24 protein-coding genes and 1 pseudogene are annotated in these 25,273 nt (G+C 63.8%); 11 read left to right on the top strand and 14 right to left on the bottom strand.

Features of this window, described 5'->3' with window-relative positions:
* Window positions 1-30: 30 nt before the first annotated feature.
* From AC07X9_RS00200 to thiS, 8 genes are all read right to left on the bottom strand, one after another.
* On the bottom strand, window positions 31-1,311 hold the full coding sequence (locus AC07X9_RS00200; protein WP_017181032.1) for a capsule polysaccharide biogenesis protein: 1,281 nt from the start codon (window positions 1,309-1,311) through the stop codon (window positions 31-33).
* Complete coding sequence (locus tag AC07X9_RS00195) at window positions 1,304-2,830, bottom strand: capsular polysaccharide export protein, LipB/KpsS family (protein WP_017181031.1); 1,527 nt, start codon at window positions 2,828-2,830, stop codon at window positions 1,304-1,306. The genes AC07X9_RS00200 and AC07X9_RS00195 overlap by 8 nt, the downstream gene beginning before the upstream one ends.
* 37 nt (window positions 2,831-2,867) lie before the next feature.
* Entirely contained in the window at window positions 2,868-4,163 is a 1,296-nt protein-coding gene (locus AC07X9_RS00190; protein ID WP_017181030.1) for a glycosyltransferase family 4 protein, read from the bottom strand.
* A 54-nt stretch (window positions 4,164-4,217) separates the two neighbouring features.
* Complete coding sequence (locus AC07X9_RS00185; protein ID WP_017181029.1) at window positions 4,218-4,658, bottom strand: HIT family protein; 441 nt, start codon at window positions 4,656-4,658, stop codon at window positions 4,218-4,220.
* Window positions 4,659-4,665: 7 nt separating this feature from the next.
* Entirely contained in the window at window positions 4,666-5,301 is a 636-nt protein-coding gene (locus AC07X9_RS00180) for a CoA transferase subunit B (protein ID WP_026002045.1), read from the bottom strand.
* A gap of 17 nt (window positions 5,302-5,318) precedes the next feature.
* Window positions 5,319-6,200, bottom strand: coding sequence for an HAD family acid phosphatase (locus AC07X9_RS00175; protein ID WP_017181027.1), 882 nt, complete (start codon window positions 6,198-6,200; stop codon window positions 5,319-5,321).
* Window positions 6,200-6,910: a CoA transferase subunit A gene (locus tag AC07X9_RS00170; RefSeq protein ID WP_017181026.1), complete on the bottom strand. Its 711-nt coding sequence runs from the start codon at window positions 6,908-6,910 to the stop codon at window positions 6,200-6,202. The genes AC07X9_RS00175 and AC07X9_RS00170 overlap by 1 nt, the downstream gene beginning before the upstream one ends.
* An 81-nt stretch (window positions 6,911-6,991) precedes the next feature.
* Window positions 6,992-7,993: a sulfur carrier protein ThiS gene (gene thiS, locus AC07X9_RS00165; RefSeq protein ID WP_017181025.1), complete on the bottom strand. Its 1,002-nt coding sequence runs from the start codon at window positions 7,991-7,993 to the stop codon at window positions 6,992-6,994.
* A 124-nt stretch (window positions 7,994-8,117) separates the two neighbouring features.
* Between thiS and aroQ the strand changes: the two genes are divergently transcribed.
* From aroQ to AC07X9_RS00140, 5 genes are all read left to right on the top strand, one after another.
* Window positions 8,118-8,558, top strand: coding sequence for a type II 3-dehydroquinate dehydratase (gene aroQ / locus AC07X9_RS00160; RefSeq protein ID WP_017181024.1), 441 nt, complete (start codon window positions 8,118-8,120; stop codon window positions 8,556-8,558).
* A 107-nt stretch (window positions 8,559-8,665) separates the two neighbouring features.
* On the top strand, window positions 8,666-9,151 hold the full coding sequence (gene accB, locus AC07X9_RS00155) for an acetyl-CoA carboxylase biotin carboxyl carrier protein (protein WP_017181023.1): 486 nt from the start codon (window positions 8,666-8,668) through the stop codon (window positions 9,149-9,151).
* Window positions 9,152-9,164: 13 nt separating this feature from the next.
* Window positions 9,165-10,511: an acetyl-CoA carboxylase biotin carboxylase subunit gene (gene accC, locus AC07X9_RS00150; RefSeq protein WP_017181022.1), complete on the top strand. Its 1,347-nt coding sequence runs from the start codon at window positions 9,165-9,167 to the stop codon at window positions 10,509-10,511.
* A gap of 63 nt (window positions 10,512-10,574) precedes the next feature.
* Entirely contained in the window at window positions 10,575-10,919 is a 345-nt protein-coding gene (gene arsC, locus AC07X9_RS00145) for an arsenate reductase (glutaredoxin) (protein ID WP_086485405.1), read from the top strand.
* A gap of 69 nt (window positions 10,920-10,988) precedes the next feature.
* On the top strand, window positions 10,989-11,738 hold the full coding sequence (locus AC07X9_RS00140; RefSeq protein WP_017181020.1) for a ParA family protein: 750 nt from the start codon (window positions 10,989-10,991) through the stop codon (window positions 11,736-11,738).
* Here AC07X9_RS00140 and AC07X9_RS00135 read toward each other — a convergent pair.
* Together AC07X9_RS00135 and AC07X9_RS00130 are read right to left on the bottom strand one after the other, a co-directional pair.
* Entirely contained in the window at window positions 11,735-14,095 is a 2,361-nt protein-coding gene (locus AC07X9_RS00135; RefSeq protein ID WP_017181019.1) for a putative bifunctional diguanylate cyclase/phosphodiesterase, read from the bottom strand. The two genes, AC07X9_RS00140 and AC07X9_RS00135, sit on opposite strands and share 4 nt — an antisense overlap.
* Window positions 14,096-14,158: 63 nt before the next feature.
* Window positions 14,159-15,919: a fatty acyl-AMP ligase gene (locus AC07X9_RS00130; protein WP_017181018.1), complete on the bottom strand. Its 1,761-nt coding sequence runs from the start codon at window positions 15,917-15,919 to the stop codon at window positions 14,159-14,161.
* A 149-nt stretch (window positions 15,920-16,068) separates the two neighbouring features.
* On the opposite strand from AC07X9_RS00130, the gene AC07X9_RS00125 reads away from it, so the two are divergent.
* The 4 genes and pseudogenes from AC07X9_RS00125 to AC07X9_RS00110 all read left to right on the top strand — a co-directional run.
* On the top strand, window positions 16,069-16,593 hold the full coding sequence (locus AC07X9_RS00125) for a regulatory protein RecX (RefSeq protein ID WP_017181017.1): 525 nt from the start codon (window positions 16,069-16,071) through the stop codon (window positions 16,591-16,593).
* 47 nt (window positions 16,594-16,640) lie between these two features.
* Window positions 16,641-17,192: a DUF192 domain-containing protein gene (locus AC07X9_RS00120; protein WP_017181016.1), complete on the top strand. Its 552-nt coding sequence runs from the start codon at window positions 16,641-16,643 to the stop codon at window positions 17,190-17,192.
* A gap of 116 nt (window positions 17,193-17,308) precedes the next feature.
* On the top strand, window positions 17,309-17,707 hold the full coding sequence (locus AC07X9_RS00115; protein WP_017181015.1) for an NADH:ubiquinone oxidoreductase subunit NDUFA12: 399 nt from the start codon (window positions 17,309-17,311) through the stop codon (window positions 17,705-17,707).
* Window positions 17,686-18,111: pseudogene (locus AC07X9_RS00110) on the top strand (DUF2155 domain-containing protein); the annotation flags it as partial. The gene AC07X9_RS00115 and the pseudogene AC07X9_RS00110, both read left to right, overlap by 22 nt.
* A gap of 35 nt (window positions 18,112-18,146) precedes the next feature.
* Here AC07X9_RS00110 and aat read toward each other — a convergent pair.
* Window positions 18,147-18,896 (bottom strand): leucyl/phenylalanyl-tRNA--protein transferase, encoded by a 750-nt coding sequence (gene aat / locus AC07X9_RS00105; protein ID WP_017181014.1) that lies wholly within the window; start codon window positions 18,894-18,896, stop codon window positions 18,147-18,149.
* 102 nt (window positions 18,897-18,998) lie between these two features.
* Between aat and AC07X9_RS00100 the strand changes: the two genes are divergently transcribed.
* Both AC07X9_RS00100 and AC07X9_RS00095 read left to right on the top strand, forming a co-directional pair.
* On the top strand, window positions 18,999-20,096 hold the full coding sequence (locus tag AC07X9_RS00100; protein WP_017181013.1) for a potassium channel family protein: 1,098 nt from the start codon (window positions 18,999-19,001) through the stop codon (window positions 20,094-20,096).
* Between the two features lie 46 nt (window positions 20,097-20,142).
* Window positions 20,143-21,366, top strand: a complete 1,224-nt coding sequence (locus AC07X9_RS00095) for a dipeptidase (RefSeq protein WP_017181012.1) — start codon at window positions 20,143-20,145, stop codon at window positions 21,364-21,366.
* A 147-nt stretch (window positions 21,367-21,513) separates the two neighbouring features.
* Here AC07X9_RS00095 and AC07X9_RS00090 read toward each other — a convergent pair whose 3' ends face one another.
* The 3 genes from AC07X9_RS00090 to cysD form a co-directional block, all read right to left on the bottom strand.
* Entirely contained in the window at window positions 21,514-22,260 is a 747-nt protein-coding gene (locus AC07X9_RS00090) for a 3'(2'),5'-bisphosphate nucleotidase CysQ (protein WP_276324373.1), read from the bottom strand.
* 8 nt (window positions 22,261-22,268) lie between these two features.
* On the bottom strand, window positions 22,269-24,182 hold the full coding sequence (gene cysN / locus AC07X9_RS00085) for a sulfate adenylyltransferase subunit CysN (protein WP_017181010.1): 1,914 nt from the start codon (window positions 24,180-24,182) through the stop codon (window positions 22,269-22,271).
* A 122-nt stretch (window positions 24,183-24,304) separates the two neighbouring features.
* On the bottom strand, window positions 24,305-25,216 hold the full coding sequence (cysD, locus tag AC07X9_RS00080; RefSeq protein WP_019053754.1) for a sulfate adenylyltransferase subunit CysD: 912 nt from the start codon (window positions 25,214-25,216) through the stop codon (window positions 24,305-24,307).
* Between the last annotated feature and the right edge of the window lie 57 nt (window positions 25,217-25,273).

Genomic DNA, 25,273 nt, shown 5'->3' with positions numbered 1-25,273 from the left:
CAGGGGTCGCTCAGTTGCGGACCCGCCGGGTCAGACCGCGCTATTCGACGCGATGAAATCGCTGACCTGGGGCGTCACCAGTTTCAGATGACGGCGGGTTCCCCGTCCGACCGGCGCCAGTCGATCCGCCGCATTCTCGACCAGCATCTGCAAGCCTTCATCGCTCAGCAACCCGCCGCGAATCAGGCAGCGATCGGCCAGCACCTGCCTGAAGGCGGAATAGAGCGCCATGTCGGGTGGCGACGGATTGGTCCAGAATGCGTCCAGCCCCTTCACGCTGACGATGCCGGGGATCTTGTACACCGCATGTCCCAGAACCAGCACCGGCTTGCCACTGTTCAGCGCCAGCGTGCCGACCGTGCTGTTCACCGTGACCACGCCGATCGCATTTTTCACGACTGCGGCAATGTCCCAGTCCGACAGATAATGGATACGGTCCGCCACGCCATAATCTTTCGCCAGACGACGGATCAGCCGGCCCCAGGCGACCAGACCGGAATCGAGCGGATGCTGCTTGATCACCAGCAGCACGTCAGCGGGGGCATGATGGGCAAAGCTTTTGATGACGAAGCGCAACGCCGCCCGCATGTTGCCAAAGGGCGAATGGACGCGCAGCTGATAATCGGAATTCAGCTGCAACGGCAGGGTGAAATAGCGCTTTCCTTCCACCTTGGCCCAGGCTTGGGCCGACTGCTCCAGGTCGCGGCTGCGCATCATCAACTTCCGCGCCCAGGACAGCGATTCCATGACGAAACTGTGCGGCCGATGGGTCCGGTAGAAGGGGAATAGCGGGCGCAGCATGGCAGCAGCAAAACCATTGCGCATGGTATTGCGCGCGCGGGTGCTGAAGTTCGAAGGGATAGTCGGCTGATTCTCCTCCAGCGGGGGGAGGCCCATCGCTTCGTCGCGATACCATTGCGGGTCCAGCGGCAAGGTGGAATTGCCGTTCACGCCATCGGCCTGAAGCGTCAGGAAATCGGGGCGGATATACCCTTCCTCCACCACATGCACGCGCAGGTTGCGCAGCCGGGCCATGCCGTGCGCGCTGGCATGGTAGGGGCGGCAATCGCCATAAAGGATCAGGTCAGTGACGCCATGGGCGACGATGAAATCGTCAAAAAACAGCGGCCAGTTACGGAAGGTGCCATGATAGTCGGTCGCATCGCCGGGCCAGTCGACCTTGTCGCCGCCATTGATGTTGATTCGCAACGCCACATGCCCGCGCTGCCGCAAGGCATCGGCCAGCATCGCGAAATAGGGACCATGCGGTCCTTGCAGAAACAGAAAGGTCTTCTTGTTGCGGTTAGCCATGCAGAAACTCAGCGGACAAGGTCATAAAACGTCGAAACTTCCCCTGTAGCGCCCGCAACGCGATGAGCCAGGTCATCGGCGGCGTCGATCCATCCGCCATGCGATCCACCATGATTTCGGGACCGCACGGCAACCGCGTTACCGGATCGAGATAACGAGGATAGAGAATGAGAGCGGCCGCGACAAGCTGATCCACGGTGAGTTGACGCCCGCGCCGCACACAGGGTTGCGCCAGATCGCGCGTCAGGCCCCAGCCTGCGTAGAAAGGCATCCCATGGACCGTTACGGAACGGCCGCGCATCAGCGCCTCGAAACCGGTCAAGGAAGAGAGGACATGGAGTTCATCAACAGCCTGCACCAGTTCCATCAGCGGCGCACCACTGTCGATCGCATCGGCATGGGCAAGGACGACCGAGTCGGGTAAATGCCCCTTGCGATGCCCCGCCTGCACATCGGGATGGGGGCGATAGACGATCCAGGCGTCCGGCTCGGCCCGGCGCACCCGCTTCAGAAAATCCAGATTGCCATCGACCCCGGCGCCGCCCAGCCGCACCGACAGATCGTCATCGACCTGGCCGATCGCCAACACCGTGCGCCCGCCGGCCGGAAGATCGATCATCTGCCCGGCTTCCGGCCCATATTTGGTCACGCCGGTGGCGCAGACCCGTTCGCGCAGGCGGCGGGCGCGATCGACCAGCGCGGGCGGGAAATCATGCGTCGCCAGCAGCGTTTCCAGATCATTGGCGGCGCGCGCATTATAATAGATGCCCGTGCGATCCACCACGACGGAGCCGGGCGGGTGCAACGCCGCACCCAACCCGCGGGAACGCAAAAAGCCATCCTCCACCCGCGCCAGCGCCACGCCCTGACCGGCGGCATCCTGCGGCAGAGCGACAGGCACGCGCGATGGCCAGACCGCCAGCGCTCCCTGCTCCCGCCGGGCGCGGCGCAGTCCCCGGTCGGCGGACAGAAATGGGGGCGAGGCAATGCCGTCCCACAGGAAATGACGGATCGCGTCACGCTTCCAGAACGCCATGCCGCTCGCCGCCACGATGCCGCGATTGCCGTCGATATGCCGCCGCCAGTCGGCCAGCTGCGTCACCGCCTGCATCGCATCGACCGGCGCGCCAGTGAAACAGTCGCGATAGCGGGCGGCTGCGATCCGCGCCTTGAGGGATGCGCGCAGCTGACCGGCATCGATGACCGCGCCGTCGGGACCGATCACTGAAACGCCTAGCAGGCCCGCAATCAGCGCCACGTCATCGTCCGCCTGCGCGTGGATCGACTGCACGGAAGCGACCAGTGCCCAAGGATCACTCTCAGCACGATCCGACCGGCGCGGTTCGCCGGGTCTTGCGCCCCAGAACGCGCCGCCGACCCGCGCCGCAACAATCGCTTCCAGTACATCGTCGCCAACCGGCGCAGCGCCATCGCCCGTTTCGCGCATCACGCTGACAGCGGCGAGCGAAGCAGCAATGCCGGGAAAAGGCGGGGACCGCAGGAATGGCGTGGGAATCATAATGGCAGTCAGTTCATGGGCTTGGGCCGATGCAAGGTCAAGAAACAGAACTTGTCACATCTTCCAGCAAATCGATGACGATATCGAAATAGTCCCGCCAGGTCGGCGCGCGCCAGACCGAGAGCCGTGCGATCTGCGCCGCGCGATCGGGCGAATCGGGCTGACTATAGTTCAAGATCGCCTTCATCCAGCCCAGCCCGTCCAGCGGATCGAGATAGTCGGGCGCGTCGCCGCCCACTTCGCGATGAGCCATGATGTCGCTGCATATCACCGGAACGCCAGCGGCCAGCGCCTCCACCACCGGCATCCCGAACCCTTCGGCGAAGGAAGGCATCAGCATCGCGCGCGCGTTGGCGACCAGCGCCTGCATCCGCGTGTCGGACACCTCGCCCGCCTCGATCACATGGCCGCGCAACGCTTCGGCGCGATCGAGCAGATCGACGACATTCTCATTCTCCCAGCCGCGCCGTCCGATCAGCACCAGCACCGGGGCTGCATCGCCCAGTTGCTCGACCAGCCGCCGCCAGATGGTGAGCAGGAGCAGGTGATTCTTGCGCGGCTCGATGGTCGAAATATAGACGAAATACGGGCGGTCAGGCAGCGATTCGCCACGACCGCCAAATATGTCCACCGCGTCCGCGCCGAAATGGGCGACACGGACCACGCGCCCGGCCAGCCCGCTGGCCATATGCGGCGCCAGCGCGTCGATCGTCGCCTGGCTATTGCCGATGATGCCGCTGGCAAAGCGATCGATCGTATGCACCCGCCGCCGATGTTCATCCGCCCCCTGTGGCCGGGCATATTCGGGATGGCTGAGCGGGATCACATCATGCACCAGCGTCACGAATTTCGCGCCCTCCGCGCGCAGGATCGCGCCGACCTGATCGGCATTGTCCAGATGGTGTGGCGACACCTGCAAATAGAGGCGGGGCCCGGTTGCGCGTGGCACCGGGCGCGGACGCAGCGCGAACATGTGCCGCACGATCGCCGCCCGCCCCTCGCGCGCATCAGCTGCCCCGGCGTTGCGCCATTTGGCCGCCGTAAAGGCCAGAAATTGCCGCACCGCCGCGCTGTTGAGCCGACCATAATAGCCGCCCGCCGGATGAACCGCTGCAAAGGACAGCCGGTCTGGAATCCGCTCCAGCAGTTCGCGGGCGTAGACATATTCCACCCGGTCGATCCCGGTCGGCGCGGGGTGGAAGGAACGCGACAGCAGGCGCGACAGGTCGAGGACAACCTCGCCCTCGCCCCGCCGCCCCTGGAACAGCGGACTGGCCCGCTTGGTACGCAAAGCCAGCCGGGCACCGGGCACATTGAAGGGACGCAGGACCATGTCAGCGTCCGCCAACACAAAGGGGCGTCTGCCCCGCAAAGCGATGGAAACGCATCAGAGGTGCGCGCGTATCTCTTGCGCCAGCGCTTGGAGCGCATCGGCGTCAGCAAACTGGCCTTGTCCATGGGCGACGAAGCCGGTCGCCTGCCCTGCCCAGCGCGGCACGATATGGACATGCAGATGAAACACCGTCTGCCCCGCCGCCGATCCGTTGAACTGCGCGATGTGCAGGCCGTCGGGGTTGAGCGCGGCCCGGATGGCGGTCGCGACCTTGCGGGTCGTCGCCATCACCTGCGCCAGCGCGTCCTCCTCAATCTCCAATATGTTGCGCGCCTTCGACCATTTGGAAATGACCAGCGCATGGCCCTTCGACTGGGGCTGAATGTCCAGAAAGCAGAACGTATGGGCATCCTCATACAGGGGGACCGAAGGGATTTTGCCCGCAAGGATGAGGGCAAAGACATTGCCCTCATCATAAGTACCATCGAGGCTCATGACGCTGTCAGACCAGATAGTGCGCGGTGGTCTTGGCGGCGACTTCTTCCGCCGTGACGCCCGGCGCCATTTCGACCAGTGTGAACGGGCTGTCATGGTCGGGACGCTGGAACACGCACAGGTCGGTGATGATCATGTCGACCACATTCTTGCCGGTCAGCGGCAGGGTGCAGGCCGGGATGAACTTGGGATCGCCATTCTTGCTGGTGTGCTCCATCACGACGATGATCTTCTTGACGCCCGCGACCAGATCCATCGCGCCGCCCATGCCCTTGATCATCTTGCCGGGGATCATCCAGTTGGCGATGTCGCCATTTTCCGCCACTTCCATCGCGCCAAGCACGGTCAGGTCGATATGCCCGCCGCGGATCATCGCGAAACTGTCGGCCGAACTGAAATAGGCGGTCTGCGGCAGTTCGCTGATCGTCTGCTTGCCCGCGTTGATAAGGTCGGCATCCTCCTCGCCCTCATAGGGAAAGGGACCGATCCCCAGCATCCCGTTTTCCGATTGCAGCGTCACTTCCACGCCTTCGGGAATATGGTTGGCGACCAGCGTCGGAATGCCGATGCCCAGGTTCACATAGAAGCCGTCCTGCAATTCCTTTGCCGCGCGCGCGGCCATTTCATCACGTGTCCAGGGCACTATATGGCCTCCTCTGCTTAATGGGGCTTCCACCGGTTCTTGGGGAAAATCTCGTTAAAATCGCCTTCGGCGCCCTTGCCATAGACGGGGTTGGGCAACAGGAACCATCCCTGCCCCCACATCCGCGCCAGCATGGGCGATCCCATGGCCTGCCGCCGTTTCACCACGGGCAGGCGGCCATTTTCCTTCACGTTGAACAGGTCGCTGAAATCGCCGAGCTGGTCGCCAGCCATCGCCACGACGCACCATGTCTCGGCGATCGTGGCGCGGCGCCCGTCCTTCTTGCCATCGCCAGCACTGTCCAGGAACAACGTCTTCCCCGGCTCCGCCACGCCCAGCCCGGCATGGGCCAGCGCTTCGGCGGTTTCCTGCATGCTGGAGGCGCTGCGATTGCTGTTGAAGATCACGGCAATATCCGCCTTGCGCAGCGTATCGACCGCCTCGACCGCGCCGGGCACCGGATCGACCAGCTTCGCGCCGTCCTTTTCCCACTTGGCCCAGGCATCCTTGTCGAAAGCCCGCGACTGTTCATAGCTTTGCTGCTTGGCCGCCGCCCAATATTCAGCGCCGGTGTTCAACAGCAGAGTCTCGTCAATATCGAACACGACGGCGGGCTTCTTGTCGCCGCAGCTTTCGAAGGCAGGCCGGTCGAGCGTCGCGCCGGGCGCCAGCACCCGCTGCACCACCGGCTCGCCCATGCGCCAGCGTTCCGCCTGTATCACCGCAAAAGCACGCAGCGCGTTGAACGCCTGCCGGCTGGTCGCCGCCCCTTCCGCCGAACCATAGAGCCACTGGAACTCGCGCCAGGGCTGGTCGCTGTCGGGGCGCGTCTGCGCCGTGGCTGGCGCGCCCGCCAACAACGCGGCCGCCGCCGCCAGCGCGCCGGTCAGGCGACGCATCACGCCGCCGCCCGCTGCCTTACCGTGCGGAACTCGATCTTCTTGTCATAGGGCGCGCCCACGATCATGCGCTTGACGTAAATGCCGGGCAGGTGGATCGCGTCCGGGTCCAGGCTGCCGGTCGGCACCACTTCCTCGACCTCTGCAATGCAGATTTTCGCGGCAGTCGCCATCGGCTGGTTGAAGTTGCGCGCGGTCTTGCGGAAGATCAGGTTGCCGCTCTCGTCAGCCTTCCAGCCCTTGACGATCGCAACGTCGGCGAAAATGCCCCGCTCCAGTATATAATCCTGCCCGTCGAAGCTCTTGACTTCCTTGCCCTCGGCCACGGCCGTGCCGACGCCGGTCTTGGTGTAGAAACCGGGGATGCCTGCCCCGCCGGCGCGGCAGCGTTCGGCCAGCGTCCCTTGCGGGCAGAATTCGACTTCCAGTTCACCCGCCAGATACTGGCGTTCAAATTCCTTATTCTCGCCGACATAGGAAGAGATCATTTTCTTGACCTGCCGGGTGCGCAGCAGCTTGCCCAGCCCCTCGCCATCGATACCGGCATTGTTGGACGCGATGGTCAGATCCTTCACCCCCGAATCGCGGATCGCATCAATCAGCCGTTCGGGAATGCCGCACAGGCCAAAACCGCCCGCGCACAGGTGCATGCCGTCGAAGAGAAGCCCGTCCAGCGCGGACGCGGCATCGGGGTATAGCTTGTTCACCATCGCTTATTTCCTCCTCAACTGCCCCAGCCCATAGGCGACAAGATAGGCGGCGGTCAATTTGCTGCACAAGCGAAAGACACGTCAGATAAGCCCGGCCAGGGGACTGGACGGATCGGCATACATGCGCTTGCCCATGCGCCCGGCGCGATAGGCCATGCGCCCCGCCTCCACGCCTGCCTTCATCGCGGCGGCCATCAGCACCGGGTCTTTCGCTTCGGCGATCGCGGTGTTCATCAGGACGCCGGTGCAGCCCAGTTCCATCGCCTGCGCCGCTTCGGACGCCGTGCCCACGCCTGCATCGACGAGCACGGGCAGCTTGGTGCCCTCGACGATCAGGCGGATGGTGACCCGGTTCTGGATGCCGAGGCCCGAACCGATCGGCGCGCCCAGCGGCATGATCGCCACCGCGCCCACATCCTCCAGTCGCTTGGCTGCGATCGGGTCGTCGACGCAATAGACCATCGGCTTGAAGCCTTCCTTGGCCAATATCTCGGTCGCGCGCAGCGTTTCGACCATATCGGGATAAAGCGTACGCGCCTCGCCCAGCACTTCCAGCTTCACCAGCTCCCAGCCGCCCGCTTCCCGCGCCAGCCGCAGCGTGCGGATCGCTTCCTCGCCGGTAAAGCAGCCCGCCGTGTTGGGCAGATAGGTGATGACCTTTGGATCGATATAGTCGGTCAGCATCGGCGCCTTGGGATCCGACACGTTCACCCGGCGCACGGCGACGGTGACGATCTCCGCGCCTGATGCCGCGACCGCCGCCGCATTCTGCTCGAAATTCTTATATTTGCCCGTGCCGACGATCAGGCGCGACCGGAAGGTCTGGCCAGCCACGCTCCAACTATCGTCGGCGACCGAAGCGACGTCGCCACCGCCAACAAAATGCACGATTTCCAGCTCGTCGCCATCCTCGACCATGACCTGCGCCAGCGTAGAGCGCGGCACGACCTCCAGATTGCGTTCGACCGCGACCTTTTCCGGCACGAAACCCAGCTCACTTGCCAGTTCGGCCAGGGTCAGCCCGTCGCGCACGCGGCGATGTTCGCCATTGATATGGATGGAAATAGTGCCGTCGACGCTCACAATATGCGGTCCCGTTCCTGCAAGATGGAAACGTGTCTCGACTTGGCGCGACACGAAAGGCTAAAGGTCTTGGCCACATATAGGGGCGCTTGTCCCCTGCTCGCAACAACCAAGGGGGATCGTCGTGGCGGATACGCGCAAAATCTATGTGCTGAACGGCCCCAATCTCAACATGCTGGGAACGCGGGAGCCGGAAATATATGGCTATGACACGCTGGACGATATTGCGGAACGGATGGAGGATGCCGCCACCCGCGCCCATGTCGTCATTGATTTTCGCCAGTCCAACCATGAAGGCCATCTGATCGACTGGTTGCAGGAGGCCCATGGCGAAGGCGCCCATGCGGTCATCCTGAATCCCGGCGGACTGACCCACACGTCGGTCGCCCTGCATGACGCGATCAAGGGCATCACCGTGCCGGTGATCGAAGTGCATCTGTCCAATCCGCACAAGCGCGAGCCATTCCGCCACAAGAGCTATGTCGGCATGGCGGCGAAGGGCACGGTCGCGGGATTTGGTCCAATGTCCTACATGCTGGCGCTGGAAGCCGCGCTGGAACTGTAACAGCCGTTGCACTGCTTCGGGTCGACGCTACAAAGTTGCGCTTTGGCGCAAATCGGCATAGGCGCTGGCCGCAATTATCAGGCTTAGATACGAAATAAGGGTCAACCATGAACGACAAGCAGGAAAAGGGCGCAATGCAGGTGGATGTCGCGCTGGTGCGCGAATTGGCCGCGCTGCTCGACGATACCCACCTGACCGAGATCGAGGTCGAGGATGGCGATCGCAAGATCCGCGTCGCCCGCAAGGCTGGCGGCGGCGCGCCCATCTATGCGCCATCCTTCGCCCCGGCCCCCGCCGCCCAGGCTGCGCCGACTGCCGCCCCCGTGGCCGCGTCCGCCGCTGAATTGGCGGCGCCCGCCGGAACCATGGTCCGGTCGCCGATCGTCGGCACCGCCTATCTGTCGGCAGAACCGGGCGCTGCCCCGTTCGCACGGGTCGGCGCACAGGTCGCCGCCGGCGAAACCATCCTGATCGTGGAAGCGATGAAGGTGATGAACGCCATTCCCGCGCCGTCGTCCGGCACGATCAAGGCGGTACTGGTCGATAATGGTCAGCCGGTCGAATATGACCAGCCGCTGATCGTCATCGAATAAGGCCGCGCAGCCCATGACCATCGAAAAGCTGTTGATCGCCAACCGCGGCGAGATCGCGCTGCGTATTCACCGTGCCTGCCACGAAATGGGGATCAAGACGGTCGCCGTCCATTCGACCGCCGACGCCGACGCCATGCATGTGCGGCTGGCCGACGAAGCGATCTGCATCGGGCCGCCCGCCGCACGCGACAGTTACCTGAACATCGCGGCGATCATTTCGGCCGCCGAAATATCAGGCGCGGACGCGATCCATCCGGGCTATGGCTTTTTGAGCGAAAACGCCAAATTCGCCGAAATCGTCGAGGCCCATGGCATTGCCTTTGTGGGGCCAAAGCCCGAACATATCCGCACCATGGGCGACAAGATCGAGGCGAAGCGGACCGCCGGTGCGCTGGGCCTGCCGCTCGTTCCCGGTTCCGACGGCGCAATCAGCGACCTTGAGGAGGCCAAGGCGATCGCGGAGAAGGCCGGCTATCCGGTCATCATCAAGGCAGCATCGGGCGGCGGCGGTCGCGGCATGAAAGTCTGCACCTCGCCCGATGAGCTGGAAACGCTGATGCAGCAGGCCGGGTCGGAAGCGAAAGCGGCCTTTGGCGACGCGACCGTCTATCTCGAAAAATATCTGGGCAATCCGCGCCACATCGAAATTCAGGTGTTCGGCGACGGCAATGGCAACGCCATCCATCTGGGCGAACGCGATTGTTCGCTCCAGCGCCGCCACCAGAAGGTGCTGGAAGAAGCGCCCTCCCCGATCCTGAGCCAGGCCGACCGCGAGCGGATCGGTGGCGTCTGCGCAAAGGCGATGGCCGATATGGGCTATCGCGGCGCAGGCACGATCGAATTCCTTTGGGAAGACGGCGAATTCTACTTCATCGAAATGAACACCCGGCTTCAGGTCGAACATCCGGTGACCGAAATGATCACCGGCGTCGATCTGGTCCGCGAACAGATCCGCATCGCCGAAGGCAAGCCGCTGTCCGTGGCGCAGGAGGATCTGCGCTTTACCGGCCATGCGATCGAATGCCGGATCAATGCCGAAGACCCCCGCACCTTCGCGCCCTCGCCCGGCACCGTGACCCGCTATCATGTCCCCGGCGGGATGCATGTCCGCGTCGATAGCGGCCTGTATCAGGGCTATAAGGTGCCGCCTTATTATGACAGCATGATCGGCAAGCTGATCGTCTATGGCCGCACCCGCGAAGGCTGCATCATGCGGCTGAAACGCGCCTTGCAGGAATATGTGATCGAGGGGATGAAAACCACGATCCCGTTGCATCAGGCGCTGCTGGAGGACCCGCAGTTCCTGAACGGCGACTATACGATCAAATGGCTGGAAGATTGGCTGGCTCGTGAGGGATAAGGAAAGCATCCGGGGGATGCTTTCCCCTGAACTAGCCTGCCAACTGGCGCGGGACGGCCAGGGATGAAGGCCACAATCTGGCATAATCTCCGCTGTTCCAAGTCGCGCGCGGCGCTGGCGATCCTGCAGGAAACGCCCGGCGTCGACGTGACGGTCGTGGAATATCTCAAGACCCCGCCCAGTCGGGCCGAGATCGCGGCCGTTCTGACCAAGGCCGGACTGACCCCGCGCGATGCGCTGCGCAAGGGTGAGAGCGTCGTCAAGGAAATCGCCCTCGACACCAGCGACGATGCCGCGATCCTCGATGCCATGGCCGCGCATCCGATCCTGATCGAGCGCGCAATCGTCATGACCGACAAGGGCGCAGTGATCGCCCGTCCGCCGGAAAAGGCGCGCGACGTCCTGTAACGTCACCATGGCGTAACATTGCCGTGATTGAGGGCTTGCTTTGGCGGGCGGAAGCCGTAGCTTCCCCCCATGGCAAAGGAACCGGCATTGGCGACTATCGCCGTTTACAGCCTGAAGGGCGGGGTGGGCAAAACCACCTTTGCGATCAATCTCGCCTGGGCGTCGGCGACCATTTCCAAACGGCGGACATTGCTGTGGGATCTGGACCCGCAGGCGGCATCGAGCTGGCTGATTTCCACCGATAGCAAGAGCCGGGACGCCGCGCAGGCGATATTCAGCAAGGATGTCGAAGTCCGCAAGCTGATCCAGCCGTCGACAGTGCCGGGGCTGGACCTGATCGCCGCCGACACGTCATTGCGCAGCCTGGACCATCTGTTCCGCGAAATGGACAAGAAGAAGCGGCTGTCCAAGCTGATCGAAAGCCTGGGGAAGGATTATGACCGCATCATCCTCGATTGTCCGCCGGGCCTGACCGAAACCAGCGAGCAGGTGCTGCGCGCCGCAAACATCATTGTCATTCCCGTAATCCCCTCCCCCTTGTCGCAGCGCGCGATGGGCGAAGTGGCCCGCTATCTGGTGCAGCGGGGCGGCAGCCATGCGCCGATCCTGCCGGTCTATTCGATGGTGGATCGCCGCCGGACATTGCATCGCAAGGCGCTGGACGAACAGCCCGACTGGCCCGCCATCCCGATGGCCAGCGCGATCGAGCAGATGACCGTACGCCGCAAGCCGCTGGGCGCCTTTGCCCCGGCATCGGCCCCTGCGAAGGATTTTGCCGCGCTCTGGACCATGGTCGAGCGCCAATTGCAGGGCAATTAGGCCCGCGCCCGCTCCTGGGGCGGCGGAAAAAGGCCAATGGCGTCCTGCGCGGCCATCGGGCGGCCGAAATAATAGCCCTGCACCTTTTTGCAGCCCAGTTGCCGCACCATCTCCAGCTCGACCTCGGTTTCCACACCTTCAGCCGTGGTCGTCATGCCCAGACTGTCGGCCAGCGTCACGACGGCACGGATGATCGCCAGGCTTTCAGGCGTGTTTTTCGACGCGCCGACCACGAAGCTGCGGTCGATCTTGATCGTGTTGAAACGGGTGCGGCTGAGATAGCCGAGCGATGAATAGCCGGTGCCGAAATCATCGAGCGAAAGCTGGATGCCAAGGCCGAGCAACTGGTCGAGCACCCGCAGCGCGCCAGCATCCTCGTTCATGAACACGCTTTCGGTGACTTCCAGTTCCAGCCGCCGTGCTTCCAGCCCGCTCTGCGCCAATGCGGACACGACCGCAGATACGAAACTGGGGTTGGTCAATTGTTCTGCCGACACGTTGACGGCAATCCGCACATCGTCGGGCCAGCGCATCGCTTCCATGCAGGCGGTGCGCAGCACCCATTCGCCGATGGGTGCGATCAGCCGGGCTTCTTCGGCGACGGGCACGAATTTGGCCGGCGAAATCGGCCCCATTTCCGGGTGGGTCCAGCGCACCAGCGCCTCAAACCCCAACACGCGGCCGCTCGTCGCATCCACCACCGGCTGATAGAGGACGTGAAGCTGGTCCTTGGCCAGCGCCTCGCGCAGGGCCAGTTCGAGCAGCCGCCTTTCTTCCGCCTTGGCATGCAATTGGGGCTCATAGGCGCAATGCAGCCCGCCGCCCTCATCCTTCGCGCGATAGAGCGCCAGGTCCGCGCTGCGGATCAGCGATTCCGATTCTCCCCCGTCCATCGGCGACATCGCCGAGCCGACCGATGCGCCCACATAGAGCATATGCTGATCGACCTGATAGGGCGCCGACAGCGCGCTGATGATGGCGGAGGAAAGCTGTTCGATGCGGTGACTGTCAGAGACGGTCGGAATGACCACGCCAAATTCGTCGCCGCCGATACGCCCACAAAATTCCGGGCCAGAGCAGATTTGCCGCAGACGGCGCGCGACCTGGCTCAGCAGCTTGTCGCCGGTCTGGTGCCCCAGCGTGTCGTTGATCGCCTTGAACCGGTCCAGATCGATCATCAGGAAGCCACAGCCCGGCGTTCGTCCACGGGTTGCCGCCATTGCCTTGTCCAGCGCTTCGCGCAGATGGCTGCGATTGGGCAGGCCGGTGAGCGGATCGAAGCGCGCCAGCCTGGCGATCTTGTCCGCCGATTCACGCTGCGCCGTGACGTCCGACGCAACCCCGCGAAAGCCCAGAAAAAGCCCGTTTTCATCATGGCGGGGCGAAGCGGACAATTCCCACCAGCGGGTTTCGCCCTTCACCTCGACCGGAAGAACCAGGTTGCTGAAACTTTCGCGCCGCTTGAGATGATCGGCCAGACTATGCAGTCCAGCGGCGAAACGGCCGCTTTCCCAACTGCTGCCCGCCAATATCTGGACAAGGGGTTCGCCCTCCAGCTGGGCTGGGTCCAGTCCCATGGTTTCGGCAAAGCGCGTCGACACGCTGCTGATACGGCGCAGTGAATCGGTCTGCCATAACCAGTCGGACCCACCGCCTTCATATTCGCGCAGCAACAGGCTGACGACCTCGCTCTTTTCCTCCAATTGCACGCTGGTGCTATGCTGACGCGCGAAGGTGCGGGCATAGATGACACAACCGATCAGCAGCGACAGCGCATAGCTGGTCGCCAGCGCGCGCAGCGGCAACTGGCCGCCATCGTGGAACATGCCGAACAGGCCGGCGATGCAGGGCAAGAGGAAGGCGGCGGCAGACAATGGCGTCGCGGCATAGCTGATCGCGCCACACACCATGATGCAACTGATCAGCGTCCACAGCGCCACCAGTTCCTCGGTCTCCCCCGATTGAGAGACAAGCATCATGCAGGCGGCCCATATGATGCCCTGCAACAATGCGCCAAGTCCATGCCGACGCAGATCGCGGCTCGTCAGGCCACTATTGTTCGCGTTGCGCCGGGCGCGGTCCATCAGCACGCCAACCAGGGTGCAGCCGATCAACCCGGCGCTCCAGAGCCCCAGCATGACCGGCGAACAGCAGTGGGTAAAAACCTGCCAGATGAACACCAGGCCGCACAGGTTCATCACCTGCCGCAACAAGGCGACGCTGTCTGCCGTGCGCAATTGCGCTTCGAGCACCCGCGTTCCGACATCGTCACTGACCTGGCACAGGCCCGTCATCGCGCGCAGCGATGCGCGTTCCTGATGGTCCGGCTCGACGATATGGTTCGAATTGCTGCCCACGATCCCGCGATAGCAGCGATGCGTTATGATTTGGTAAGCCCGCCGATCGCGCGACGATCAGCCTCAGGCCGCGATGTCGTAAGGGCGTATCTCACCGGTCAGATAGAGGTTGCGCGCCTTGGACCGGCTCAATTTCCCCGAACTGGTGCGTGGCAGGGTGCGCGGCGGCACCAGTTCGACGACACAGTTCATGCCGGTGATCGCGCGGACCCGTTCGCGAATCTGGTCGCGCAGGCGGGACCGTTCGTCATTGTCGGAGGTGCGGCAATGAACCAGCACCGCGGGTGCTTCTTCCCCGCCCGGCGTGGTGATGGCGAAGGCGGCGATGTCGCCCTGCTTGAAGCCCGGCAGCTGCTCGACCGCCCATTCAATATCCTGCGGCCAGTGATTCTTGCCGTTGATGATGATCATGTCCTTGGCGCGGCCGACAATGTAGAGATAGCCGTCGCTCAGATAGCCCATGTCGCCGGTGTCGAGCCAGCCGTCAGCCATGCAGGCATCGGTCGCGGCCTGATCCCGGAAATAGCCGACCATCAGCGACGGGCCAGTGGTCCACACCTTGCCGATCTGGCGTTCGTTCAGCGGGCCGCCATCCTCATCGCGGATTTCCACGGTCATGCCGCGCGCGGGCTTGCCGCAATTGACGATCGAGCGGAAGCGCTGTGGGCGGCCTTCGGTCGCGTCGCCGCCCGACAGGTCGGTTTCCTCGACCAGTTCGACGATGATTCCTTCGCCCGGCGGCATGATGGTGACGGCCAGCGTCGCTTCGGCCAGGCCGTAGCTTGGCAGGAAGGCGTTGGGCGAAAAGCCAGCATCGGCAAAGGCGTCGACGAAGCTCTGCATCACGTCAGGACGGATCATGTCCGCGCCATTGCCGGCCAGCCGCCAGCGGGACAGGTCGAACCGATCCTGCGCCTTGGTCTGGCTGGACATGCGACGGGCGCAAATATCGTAGCCGAAGGTTGGCGAATAGCTGATCGAGGTGCCTTCATTGCGGCTGATGAGGTCCAGCCAGGCCAGCGGGCGGCGGGCAAAATCCTCGGTCTTCATATAATCGGTCGACACCTGGTTGGCGACGACGGACAGGAAGCAGCCGACCAGCCCCATGTCATGATACCAAGGCAGCCAGCTGATGCAGCGATCGCTGTCCTGCACTTCCATGCCATGGCTATGCGCTGCCAGATTGCTGAGCAGCGCATGATGCGTCACGGCGACGCCATGGGGGAAGCGGGTCGATCCGCTCGAATATTGCAGATAGGCGATGTCCTGCGCCTGCGCCCTGGGCAGGTCGGCCGGAACGGCATCGCGGGCGATGAAATCTTCAAATGCGATGCTCTCGACCGCCTTCTGACGGCCCGATTCACCCGCCATCTCGGCCAGTTCTGCGGGGAACAGGAACAGCATCGGGTCGCAGCTGGAAAGCTGGACATTAAGCTGGTCGATATAACTTTCCTTGCCGCCAAAGCTGGTCGGCAGCGGCAATGGCACCGGCCAGGCGCCCGCATAGATGATGCCGAAGAAGAGTTGGGCGAAATCGACGCCGGTTTCCGCAACCAGGGCGACCCGGTCCTGCGGCTTGACGCCATGCGCGATCAGCCGATGGGCGCAGGCGATCGCGTCGCTGCGCAACTCGCTGAACGGATAGGGCCGCGCCAGATTGCCGCGGGCATCATGGAAATTGAGGCCGCGCACACCCTGCGCCGCATAGTCGAGCGCCTCGCCCAGCGTCTCGAAGTCCGAGAAACGGCGCGGCAGAACATCAGTGGTCGGCGTCGGTGCCATCATCTCTTGCGAACCCGTCATATTGGTTTCACCCAATGTCATAAATTATGTGATCGGCGCGGCCGCTATCATCTTTGACCGCGACATGCACCGGATATTAGATTCCAGTCCGCCCTTTTAGCGCATAAGGCACGGTGAAATTCCGGCCCGACTGTGGCATAAAGATGGCGGCCGGCGCATGAAGGCGCAATATGACCAGCAAACGCCCCCGCCCACCGCTTGACGAAGACAGCCTGCGCGACGCCGCGCTGCGTTATGTCAGCCGGTTCGCGACCAGCCGGGGCAAGCTGCTTGCCTATCTGCAACGCAAGATCAGGGAATGCGGCTGGGGCGGCGAGCATCCGGCTGACCTGCCCGCCCTGGTCGATCGGCTGGCAGGCCTCGGCTATGTCGATGACAGCCAATATGCGGTGATGAAGAGCGCGGCGCTGGGTCGCCGGGGCTATGGCGCGCGCCGGATCGACGAAAGCCTGCGCGCCGCGGGCATCGCCCCGGCCGACCGCGCGGATGCCGATGCGCAGGTGGATGCGGAACGCTGGATCGCGGCGGAACGCTATGCCCGGCGCAAACGGATCGGCCCCTATGCCAGCGCAGCGCCCGACCCCAAGCAGCGGGAAAAGGCGATCGCCGCCTTTCTGCGCGCGGGCCATAGCTATGCGGTTGCCCGGCGCTGGGTCGATGCCGCGCCCGGGCAAGTGCCGGAAGCGGAGGAATGAAGGTTAACCCCCTCCCCTCGCCACGCAAATCGCATTAGGCAGACGCAATGACGCGCTTTCCCGCCCTGATCGCTCTTGCCATGCTCACGGCCTGTTCCAGCCAGCCCCCGTCGGCAGGCGGCAATTCGGCAGGCGGCAATATGGTCGACAATGAGGCTGCCAGCGCTGCGCCTTCAACTGCGCTGTTGCCGCTTGTGATCCAGAGCAGGAACGGCGCACGGCGCTTCGCCGTCGAAGTTGCCGCGACGCCGCAGCAGCAGGAAGCGGGGCTGATGTTCCGCAAGGAACTGGCGGATAATGGGGGGATGCTGTTCCCCATGGACCCGCCACGCACGGCAAGTTTCTGGATGAAGAATGCGCTGATCCCGCTCGACATGCTCTTCATCCGCACCGATGGGACGATCGCCTTCATCGGCGCCGACAGCGTCCCCTATTCGCGCGAGCCGGTGTCGGCAGGCGTTCCTGTGGCCGCTGTGCTGGAAATAGGCGGTGGGCGCGCGGCAGAGCTGGGCATCAAGGAAGGCGACGTCGTGCAATGGGGCGGCTGCGCCGTGCCGACGGAAAAACTGCGGACGGAATTGAATTTCTGCCCCGGATGATCGTCACGCCCCGGCGAACAAGTAAATTTTTTGCAGCCGCATTGCCCCTCATGGGCATCATCACACTCCCAAAACGCCTTGCCAATCCCCCGTCGCAGCGGCTAAGCGCGTGAGCCATGGGAATCCTCGGCAAGATCTTCACCTGGTGGGATGGCGCGACCATCGGCACCTCGCTGTTCACCGCTCGCAAGGGTCAGAAGGTGGGCGAGGATATTCAGGGCAATGTCTATTATGAAGGCGGCAGCGACGTCCATGGCGTGCCGCGCCGCTGGGTAATCTATAACGGCACGAATGACGCGAGCCGGGTTCCGGCCGAATGGCACGGCTGGCTGCATCATTCGATCGAAGGGACGCCCGAAAGCTTCCTGCCGCCGCCGCGCATCTGGGAACGGGAATTCACGCCCAACGCCACCGGCACCGCGCTTGCCTATCGCCCGTCCGGCGCGATGGAAAAGGGCGGCCTGCGCCAGAAGGCGACCGGCGATTATGAGGCATGGAGCCCCGACGCATCATGATCCGCCGTCCGGCGGGGGCTTGCCTGCCGATCCTGCTTGGCGCCCCCCTGTTGGCGCTGTCCGCCTGTGGCGGCAATGACGTGCCCACCACCAACCAGACCGGACCGGTCAAGGTACAGGGGTCGCCGATCCAGTCGAGCAACGCCGCCACCCTGCCCGGCACGCCGATGGCAGACCGGGTGGCCGTGATCGGCCTGCTCAACAAGCGCAACGGACTGACCCGCGACCTGACGATGAAGCCGGGCGAAGCCTTGCGCGTGGGCGATGCGATCGTGCGGCTTCAGGCCTGCGAAACCAGCGCGCCATGGGAAAATGTCCAGGAAACCGGCGCTTTCGTGCAGTTGGACGTGCGCAGCAGCGCGGACGGCAAATGGCGGCGCAATTTTTCCGGCTGGCTGTTTCGCGAACGACCCGACCGTAACGTCGTGCAGCACCCGGTCTATGATGTGTGGGTCAGAAGCTGCGCGATGGCATGGCCCGAAAGCGGCCCCGCATCGGTCAAGATCGGCGGCAAGGGCGAACCAGTCACCGCATCCCGTGCCAGCGGCGCGAACGCCAGTTCCGCAGCGACACCCGCGCCTGCCGACAGCACGCCCGATCCCGCCCCCAGCGGCACGCCACCGACTGCCGCCCCCAGCAACTGAAGATAATCACGCTGGGCAATCTCCGCCGCGCCGAGTGAGCGGAGATGTTCGGTCATGAACTGGCAGTCGAGCAGGGTAAAGCCCGCAAAGCGCAGCCGCGCAACCAGCCAGGCCAGCGCGACCTTTGAGGCATCGGTGCGACGCGACACCATCGATTCGCCGAAGAAGGCGCGGCCCAGCGATACCCCGTACAGCCCGCCGACCAGTTCCTCCCCCTCCCACACCTCGATGGAATGGGCAAAGCCGTGCGCGTGGAGTTGGCGGTAGGATTGTTCGATCGGACCATTGATCCAGGTCGATGGCCGATCCGGCGCGGCCTGCGCGCATAGTGCCACAATCCCGGCGAAATTGCGATTGGCCGTGACGCGAAACTGGTCGCGACGGAGCGTTTTCGACAGCGAGTGCGACATATGAAAAGCATCGAGCGGCAGGATCGCCCGGCGCTTGGGTTCCACCCAATAAACTTCCTCTGCCTCCCGATCGTCGGACATGGGGAATACGCCGATGGCATAGGCTTGCAGCAGGAGCAGCGGGTCGATCGTCATCGCCTTCCCCTCTAACGGCATCCGTCCATGCGGTCATCACCGGACTCGACAGGATCGCGCAAAAGCGCCACCACATTGTCGGCTTCGGGGGGAGCGGAATCGATGGCACAGGAACGGACGGGCAGCGACGCCGCCAGCCTCTTTGCCTCACCGGCGCGGTTGCTGGTGGGGACGCTGATCTTCGTCGCCATCGTCTTTGTTGCGGCGGTGTCGGCCTATGTCGCGGCGGGATGGCCGATCGCGGACGCCGCCTACATGGTAACTTTGACCATATTTTCAGTGGGTTATGGCGAAGTCCGGCCGATCGCCACACCCTATCTGCGCGTCGTGACGATCGCCACGATGGTGCTGGGCTGCACCGGCATGATCGTGCTGACCGGCGCGCTGGTGCAGATGTTCGCGGCCATTCAACTACGCCGATTGCTGGGACTGGATCGCATGCAGACTTTGATCGAACGGCTGAATGGCCATGTGGTGATTTGCGGCTTTGGCCGGATCGGCGTGCAACTGGCCAAGGAACTGCACGCGGCGGGCACGCCCTTTGTCATATTGGAGCGCGACGGTGGCAAGATCGCCGAGGCGCAGACGCTGGGCTATCTGTGCCATCGCGGCGAGGCGACGGAGGAAAGCGCGCTGCGCGCCGTCCGCATCGACCGGGCAAAGATATTGGCCACCGTCCTGCCCGATGACGCCGCCAATGTGTTCATCACCCTGTCCGCCCGCAACATCAATCCGGACCTGGAGATCATTGCGCGGGGCGAGGCGCCGACCACGGAAAGCAAGTTGCTGCACGCAGGCGCGGACAAGGTCGTGCTGCCCACCCATATCGGCGCGGAGCGGATCGCCGAGATGATCCTCTATCCATCGACCGCCGGGTTCATCGCCGATTCGACCGAAATGGGGCAGATGAAGCGCGGCCTGCACGAATTCGGGCTGGAACTGGAAATGGTCGTCGTCCCGGACAAGGGCGCGATGACCGGCGTGACCGTGGGAGAGGCGGAACGACGCGGTCGGGGTGCATTCTTTATCGTCCAGATCGACCATGCCAATGGCAAGAGCATCCAGCATCCCGGTGAGGAAGTGCGACTGGAGGCGCAGGATCAGGTGCTGCTGGTGGTGCGCGGCAGCCGCGTATCGGCGGGCGCGATCTTCACCGCCCCGGCGCAACGCCAGCGCACCGGACGGACATTCTTCGGATAACAAGCCGGCGATTGACTTGGGGAAACGCAGGCCTACCCTCGCCCCCATGAAATGCCTTCGTCTTGCGGCGCTGCCGCTGCTGCTCGCCGCCCTGCCCGCGCAGGCCGCGCCCGATCCCTATGCGGCGCGGATCGCCCGCGTCCTCAAAGCCACGCCGCTGATCGACGGCCATAATGACTGGCCCGAAGCCCTGGCGGAAAAGGCGAAGGACGCGCGCTGGACGATGGACCTGACGCAACTCGATCCGAAGCAATATCATACCGACATCAAGCGGCTGAAAGCTGGCGGCGTTGGCGGGCAGTTCTGGTCGGTCTGGGTATCGGCGGACCTGCCGCAGGACCGCCAAGTCAAGGATACGCTGGACCAGATCGGTATGGTGCACAGTCTGGCCGAACGCTATCCGCGCGACTTTGCGCTGGTGACGACCGCAGCGCAGATGCGTGCCGCGCACAAGGCCGGGCGGATCGGGTCGTTGATCGGGGTCGAAGGCGGCGGGCAGATCGACGGCAGCCTGGCGGTACTGCGCGCCTATCGCGGGCTGGGCGCGGCCTATCTGACGCTGACCCATAGTCGCACGATCGACTGGGCCGACAGCGCGACCGACAACCCGAAGCATGACGGGCTGACCCCGTTCGGCGAGGATGTGGTGCGCGAACTCAATCGCCTGGGCATGCTGGTGGATCTGAGCCATGTCAGCGAGGCAACGATGCTGGACGCATTGCGGGTGACGAAGGCGCCAGTCATCTTTTCCCACTCCAACGCCCGCGCGCTGTGCGACACGCCGCGCAATGTATCGGACGCGGTGCTGACGCAGGTTGCTGCCAATGGCGGGGTCGTGATGGTCAATTTCGCCGCGCAATATGTGTCCGAAGCCCGCCGCGTCTGGGGCGCGGACCGCAGCGCGGAGATTGCCCGCTATAATGCGCCGCCCTTTGGCGGGCTGTATATCGGCGATCCCAAGGGCGCGGAAAAGGCGCTGGCGGCATGGGAAGCGGCACACCCGGAGCCGGTAGCGACGATCGGACAGGTGGCCGATCATATCGAGCATATCGTCAAGATCGCTGGACACGACCATGTCGGCATCGGCAGCGACTTCGACGGCGTGGGTGATTTGCCCGAAGGCCTGGGCGGGGTCGAGACCTATCCCGCATTGCTGACCGAACTGATGCGGCGCGGGTGGAGCGACGCGGAGGTGGCCAAGCTGGTCGGCGGCAATGTGCTGCGAGTGATGGAAGCGGCGGAGAAGGTGGCGGCTGGGGTGGATGACTGACGTCATCCCCTCCCGTAGACGGGAGGGGCAGCGAGACTTGGGGCTGCGTAGCAGGCCCTAGTCGCAGCGGGGTGGGCCATCGCTGCGCTGCGCTGGCCCACCCCCTAGCCCCCTCCCGCCTGCGGGAGGGGGAACAACATGGTCCGCTCAGCCCGCCCCCTGCACCTGCGCCACCAGAGCCAAGACCTGTTCCGCATGTTCCTTACGGCAGATCAGCAGGTCGGGCATGTAGACGTCGCGCTGGTTGTAGATCAGCGGGCTGCCGTCGATGCGGCTGGCATGCAGGCCGTGGGCAAGCGCGACGGCGGCCGGGGCCATGCTGTCCCATTCATATTGCCCGCCCGAATGCAGGTAGATGTCCGCCTGCCCCAGGATGATCGCCATGGCCTTCGCCCCGGCGCTGCCCATCGGCACCAGCTCCGCACCCAGTTTCTCCGCAACTGCCACCGCTTCGGCGGCGGGGCGGGTGCGGCTGACCACCATGCGCAGTTGCGCAGGGGCGGGCGGCACCACGCGCGGCTGGTCGGTGCGAATGACGGCGCCGCCATCCAGCCCCGGCAGCGCGACCGCGCCGATCGCGGGCTTGCCGTCGATCGCCAGACCCACATGCACCGCCCAGTCGGCGCGCGCTTCGCCATATTCGCGGGTGCCGTCGACCGGATCGACGATCCAGACACGCGACTGGCTCAGCCGATCCGCATTGTCCTTTTCCTCTTCGGACAACAGGCCGTCCTCAGGCCTCACCTCGCGCAGGGCGTGGCACAGGAACTGGTTGGCGGTCTGGTCACCTGCCTTGCCCAGCGCCTTGGGGCTGAAAAGCCCGCTGGCGCGCACCTCCAGCAGGATGCGCCCGGCGGTTTCGGCGAGATGGACCGCGAGTTCCGCGTCAGTCATGCCGCCGCTCATGGGATCAGCCTCGCGACGATGGCGTCGGCGGCTTCTTCGGCCGTCATCGCCACGGTATCGACGCGGATTTCCGGGTCGAGCGGGGTTTCATAGGGACTGTCGATGCCGGTGAAGTTTTTAAGCTCACCCGATCTTGCCTTTTTGTAGAGCCCCTTGACGTCGCGCGCTTCGGCATCGGCCAGCGGCGTGTCGATATGCACCTCGATAAATTCGCCCGGCTGCATCATCTGGCGCACCATGTCGCGTTCCGAACGGAAGGGCGAGATGAAGGCGGTGATGACGATCAACCCCGCATCGGTCATCAGCTTGGCGACTTCGCCCACGCGGCGGATATTTTCCACCCGGTCGGCGTCGGTGAAGCCCAGATCCTTGTTGAGACCGTGGCGGACATTGTCGCCGTCGAGCAGGAAGGTATGGCGGTTCATCCGCGCCAGCTTCTTTTCGACAAGGTTGGCGATGGTCGATTTGCCCGCACCCGACAGGCCGGTGAACCACAGCACCGCCGGCTTCTGATTCTTCAGCCCGGCGTGGAATTCACGGCTGACGTCGGTGGCCTGCCAATGGACATTCTGCGCCCGGCGAAGCGAGAAGTGCAGCATGCCCGCGGCGACCGTGGCGTTGCTGATCTTGTCGATCAGGATGAAGCCGCCCAGCGTCCGGTTCTGGGCATAGGGTTCGAACACGATCTGCTTGTCGGTGGACAGGTTGGCGACGCCGATGGCGTTGAGATCCAGCGTCTTGGCCGCCAGATGCTCCATCGTGTTGACGTTGACCTGATATTTGGGCTGCTGGATGGTCGCGGTGACCATCTGGGTGCCGATCTTGAGCCAATAGGAGCGGCTGGGCAGCATCTCCTCATCGGCCATCCACACGATCGTCGCCTCGAACTGATCGGCGGCCTGCGGCGGATTGTCGGCGAGCGCGATGACATCGCCGCGCGAACAGTCGATTTCATCGGCGAAGCAGAGCGTGACCGACTGGCCAGCGACGGCCTGATCCAGATCGCCATCCATCGTGACGATGCGGCTGACGGTCGAGGTCTTGCCCGACGGCAGGACGCGGATGGCGTCGCCGGGCTTGACCGTGCCGGTGGCGATCAGGCCGGAAAAGCCACGGAAGTCGAGGTTCGGGCGGTTGACCCACTGCACCGGCATGCGGAAGGGCTTGTCGGCATCGACCGCGCTGTTGACCTCGACGGTTTCGAGATGCTCGATCAGCGCCGGGCCGGTGTACCAGGGCGTGTTTTCCGACGGGCCGGTGATATTGTCGCCCTTGAAACCGGAAATCGGCATCGGCGTGAAGGCGGTGATGCCGATGCTGTTCGCAAATTCGGTGTAATCGGCGACGATCTTGTCAAACACCGCCTGATCATAGTCGACCAGATCCATCTTGTTGACGGCCAGCACGATGTTGCGGATGCCGATCAGATGGGCGAGGTAGCTGTGGCGACGGGTTTGCGTCAATATGCCCTTGCGCGCGTCGATCAGGATGACGGCCAGGTCCGCGGTGGACGCGCCGGTCACCATGTTGCGGGTATATTGTTCGTGGCCGGGCGTATCGGCGACGATGAACTTGCGCTTTTCGGTAGCGAAGAAGCGATAGGCGACGTCGATCGTGATGCCCTGTTCCCGCTCGGCGGCAAGGCCGTCGACGAGGAGGGCGAAGTCGATCTCGTGCCCCTGCGTGCCGACGCGCTTGGAGTCGGCCTCCAGCGCGGCAAGCTGATCCTCGAAGATCATCTTGCTGTCATAGAGCAGCCGACCGATCAGCGTCGACTTGCCGTCATCCACCGACCCGCAGGTGATGAAGCGCAGCATCGTCTTGTGCTGATGCACATCCAGATAGGCGTCGATATCCTCGGCAATAAGGGCGTCGGTCTTGTAGATGGGGTCTGTGAGGGTGTCGGTCATATCGCTACCTCGTCATCCCAGCGAAGGCTGGGATCTCGTTGATCTTGGGAAGAGTCAGGCGGCCTGAGGCCCCAGCTTTCGCTGGGGTTGACGCTTCGGAACGCTGCGCATTCCGTGGCGCGTCAAAAATAGCCCTCCTGCTTCTTCTTCTCCATGCCAGCGCCGCCGGCGTCCTTGTCGATCGCGCGGCCCTGCCGTTCCGACGTCGTGGTCAGCAGCATTTCCTGAATGACTTCAGGCAGGGTCGCGGCCTCGCTCTCCACCGCGCCGGTCAGCGGATAGCAGCCCAGGGTGCGGAAGCGGATCGAGCGTTCGACCGGCACTTCGCCCGGTTCGAGCGGGAAGCGGTCATCATCGACCATCAGCAACATGCCGTCGCGCTCCACCGTCGGGCGCTTGGCCGAGAAATAGAGCGGAACGATCGGAATGTCGTTCAGGTGGATATATTGCCAGATGTCGAGCTCGGTCCAGTTGGAGATGGGGAAGACGCGAATGCTCTCACCCTTCGCCTTGCGGGCATTGTAGAGGTTCCACAGTTCCGGGCGCTGATTCTTGGGATCCCAGCCGTGGGAGGCGGTGCGGAACGAGAAGATGCGCTCCTTGGCACGGCTCTTTTCCTCATCGCGGCGCGCGCCGCCAAAGGCTGCGTCGAAACCGTAGAGGTTGAGCGCCTGCTTCAGCCCTTCGGTTTTCCACATATCGGTGTGGAGCGCGCCATGGTCGAACGGGTTGATGCCCCGGTCCTTGGCTTCCTGATTCTGATAGACCAGCAATTCCATGCCGCTTTCCTGCGCCATCCGGTCGCGCAGCTTGTACATTTCCTGAAACTTCCAGGTCGTGTCGACATGCAGCAGCGGAAAAGGCGGCGGCGAAGGATAGAAGGCCTTGCGCGCCAGATGCAGCATCACGGCTGAATCCTTGCCGACGGAATAGAGCATGACCGGCTTTTCCGCCTCCGACACCACTTCCCGCAGGATGTGGATGCTCTCGGCTTCGAGTCGCTCCAGATGGGTCAAGGTTTTTGCGTCTACCATGCGGTCCTCGGCTTGATTGTGCGTCACCTATGGCAGCAAAGCCAAAGGACTGGACCT

The organism is Sphingobium sp. GW456-12-10-14-TSB1, from assembly GCF_059424385.1.
The sequence above is the reverse complement of the archived record's forward strand: the minus strand, read 5'-3'. Positions and strand labels throughout refer to the sequence as shown.

Excerpts from the sequence above, each read along its gene's own strand:
- cysD (WP_019053754.1), bottom strand. The coding sequence starts at position 25,216 with ATGGTAGACGCAAAAACCTTGACCCATCTGGAGCGACTCGAAGCCGAG.
- accB (WP_017181023.1), top strand. The coding sequence starts at position 8,666 with ATGAACGACAAGCAGGAAAAGGGCGCAATGCAGGTGGATGTCGCGCTG.
- AC07X9_RS00115 (WP_017181015.1), top strand. The coding sequence starts at position 17,309 with ATGGGAATCCTCGGCAAGATCTTCACCTGGTGGGATGGCGCGACCATC.
- AC07X9_RS00130 (WP_017181018.1), bottom strand. The coding sequence starts at position 15,919 with ATGACATTGGGTGAAACCAATATGACGGGTTCGCAAGAGATGATGGCA.
- AC07X9_RS00190 (WP_017181030.1), bottom strand. The coding sequence starts at position 4,163 with ATGGTCCTGCGTCCCTTCAATGTGCCCGGTGCCCGGCTGGCTTTGCGT.
- AC07X9_RS00175 (WP_017181027.1), bottom strand. The coding sequence starts at position 6,200 with ATGCGTCGCCTGACCGGCGCGCTGGCGGCGGCGGCCGCGTTGTTGGCG.
- aat (WP_017181014.1), bottom strand. The coding sequence starts at position 18,896 with ATGACGATCGACCCGCTGCTCCTGCTGCAAGCCTATGCCATCGGCGTA.
- accC (WP_017181022.1), top strand. The coding sequence starts at position 9,165 with ATGACCATCGAAAAGCTGTTGATCGCCAACCGCGGCGAGATCGCGCTG.
- AC07X9_RS00100 (WP_017181013.1), top strand. The coding sequence starts at position 18,999 with ATGGCACAGGAACGGACGGGCAGCGACGCCGCCAGCCTCTTTGCCTCA.
- AC07X9_RS00195 (WP_017181031.1), bottom strand. The coding sequence starts at position 2,830 with ATGATTCCCACGCCATTCCTGCGGTCCCCGCCTTTTCCCGGCATTGCT.
- AC07X9_RS00095 (WP_017181012.1), top strand. The coding sequence starts at position 20,143 with ATGAAATGCCTTCGTCTTGCGGCGCTGCCGCTGCTGCTCGCCGCCCTG.
- AC07X9_RS00170 (WP_017181026.1), bottom strand. The coding sequence starts at position 6,910 with ATGGTGAACAAGCTATACCCCGATGCCGCGTCCGCGCTGGACGGGCTT.
- arsC (WP_086485405.1), top strand. The coding sequence starts at position 10,575 with ATGAAGGCCACAATCTGGCATAATCTCCGCTGTTCCAAGTCGCGCGCG.
- AC07X9_RS00140 (WP_017181020.1), top strand. The coding sequence starts at position 10,989 with ATGGCAAAGGAACCGGCATTGGCGACTATCGCCGTTTACAGCCTGAAG.
- AC07X9_RS00185 (WP_017181029.1), bottom strand. The coding sequence starts at position 4,658 with ATGAGCCTCGATGGTACTTATGATGAGGGCAATGTCTTTGCCCTCATC.
- AC07X9_RS00125 (WP_017181017.1), top strand. The coding sequence starts at position 16,069 with ATGACCAGCAAACGCCCCCGCCCACCGCTTGACGAAGACAGCCTGCGC.
- AC07X9_RS00200 (WP_017181032.1), bottom strand. The coding sequence starts at position 1,311 with ATGGCTAACCGCAACAAGAAGACCTTTCTGTTTCTGCAAGGACCGCAT.
- AC07X9_RS00090 (WP_276324373.1), bottom strand. The coding sequence starts at position 22,260 with ATGACTGACGCGGAACTCGCGGTCCATCTCGCCGAAACCGCCGGGCGC.
- cysN (WP_017181010.1), bottom strand. The coding sequence starts at position 24,182 with ATGACCGACACCCTCACAGACCCCATCTACAAGACCGACGCCCTTATT.
- AC07X9_RS00120 (WP_017181016.1), top strand. The coding sequence starts at position 16,641 with ATGACGCGCTTTCCCGCCCTGATCGCTCTTGCCATGCTCACGGCCTGT.